At 35.2% G+C, this 2,200-nt stretch carries 1 protein-coding gene; it reads left to right on the top strand.

All coding sequences use genetic code 11. The features are described 5' to 3' along the window. Positions 1-61 precede the first annotated feature (61 nt). Positions 62-2,185, top strand: a complete 2,124-nt coding sequence (locus tag AC1DPQ_RS28070; RefSeq protein ID WP_477611613.1) for an ABC transporter permease — start codon at positions 62-64, stop codon at positions 2,183-2,185. The last annotated feature ends 15 nt before the right edge of the window (positions 2,186-2,200 follow it).

Below are 2,200 nucleotides of genomic sequence, written 5' to 3'. Positions count from 1 at the left end.
GCTAAAAGGCGTATGGTTTATGCGCCCCAGACCTTACCTCAAACCGTAAACCTCACAAAATATGTTCAAATTAAACTTAAAAATAGCCTTACGTAACCTTTGGAAAAACAAGGGTTTCTCCTTAATTAACATAGGAGGATTAGCCATAGGCTTAGCCAGTTGCATGGTTTTGCTACTGTATGTTGCTTACGAGTGGAGCTACGATAAACAGTTCTCCAATCATGATAAAACTTATGTAGTTTATCAAAACATGGAGGCAAGTGGTAAAACTTTTAGCTGGGCGTGGACACCAAATGTTATGGCTAAAGAAGTGCAAGAAAAAATCCCTGGCGTTAAATATGCTTCTCACACTACTTATCCGAGAAAACAACTCATTACCGTTGGCGATAATAAGATAAATAGCAATGCCGTATTTGCCGATCAGAATTTTATTAAAATATTGGATTATAAATTTCTTGAAGGTAATTCGGCCAGAGTTTTAAAAGATGTAAATACCATTATTCTGACCAAGTCTTTTGCAACAAAGTTATTTGGAAATGAAGATCCTATTAATAAGACAGTAAAGCTCGAAAACGAAGAAGTATTAAAAGTTGAAGCTGTAATAGAAGATGCTCCTGCAAATAGCAGCATAATTTTTGAATGTATTATGCCTTGGGCATTATTCGAAAAGCGTCAATCTTGGGTAAAGGAAGGCAATTGGGGGAACAACATGTGTTTAACACTTGTTCAGTTAAAGGATAATACTTTTTTTACTACTGCAAATGATTTGATGCATGGTATTTACAAACGCAATCAAAAAGATAATACATCAGTAGCTTTATTACATCCTTTAACCAAGTGGCATTTATATGATGATTTTGTAAACGGTAAATCAATAGGTGGTAAAATAGATCAACTTAAAATATTTTTAGTGCTGGCCTTTTGCATATTGCTAATTACATTATTGGGTTTGATGATTTTAACCGGATTTATTGCGGGTAGTTATCCAGCGCTTTATCTATCTTCTTTTGAACCTATCAAAGTTTTAAAAGGTTTCACGCTTAAAGCAGATTCATCCGCTTCGGTGAGGAAAGTATTAGTGGTTGGCCAATTCGTTTTTGCTGCAAGTTTAATTATTTGTACGGCTGTAATTTATCAGCAACTTAATTATGTTAAAAATAAACCTATTGGTTACGATCAATCCAATTTAATTCAAATAGCGGTAGCCGGTAAAATGAACGATGYTGTTAAATTAGAATTGCTTAAAACGCAATTACTAGCATCAGGCGCTGCAAGCGATGTTACTTTTTTTAGCACAGATTTTACTGAAGGTGGAGATAATACTACAGGTGTAAGTTGGGAAGGTAAAAATCCAAACGAGGCTATTTCTTTTAACCATAGAACAATAGGATATGATTTTGTTGAAACTATTGGAACTAAGATGGTTAGTGGTAGGGAGTTTTCTGCGAAATTTCCTAATGATACAAGTAGTATATTGTTAAACGAAGCAGCAGTGAAAATGATGGGATTAAAGAATCCGATCGGTAAGGTTATTACTTTCTGGGATAAAAAGCTAACTACAGTTGGGATAGTAAAAGATTTTGTAATAGAAAGTGCTTATCAAAGAGTGGCCCCTATGATTTTCAGGGTAAATCAAAGGGACGACGCGAGGGTTATCATTGTACGGTTAAATCCGAATCAAAATATCAGTTCATCACTGGGTAAAATCGATGATATAGTAAAGCAAATGGAACCCAATTATCCTGTTAACCGCAAATTTGTGAACGAATCTTTTGAAGTGAAATTTAAAAATGAAAAACTTTTAGGTTCACTTTCAAACTGGTTTGGTGGTTTCGCAATCTTCATTTCCTGTTTAGGATTATTAGGCCTGGCGCTTTTTATGGCAGAGCAACGCAAAAAAGAGATCAGTATCCGTAAGGTTTTAGGTGCCAGCACTGGCAATATCCTCGTATTGCTAAATAAAGATTTTATAAAATTGGTGGCCATTGCCAATCTTATAGCATTCCCATTAGCATATATTATTGTAAATAAATGGCTTTCAGCTTTCGAGTATCGCATCTCTATATCTGCATTGCCGTTTATAGCCGCAATTAGTCTTTCCGTAATCATTGCCATACTCACTGTAAGTATTCAATCGGTTAAAGTAGCGAAGGCAAACCCTGTTGATGCATTAAAATATGAATAAAACCTGCGTGCAGCG

It is taken from the genome of Pedobacter sp. 01T416_2, from assembly GCF_056398925.1.
Note: the sequence above shows the minus strand (reverse complement) of the source record. Positions and strands in the feature narration are given on the sequence as shown.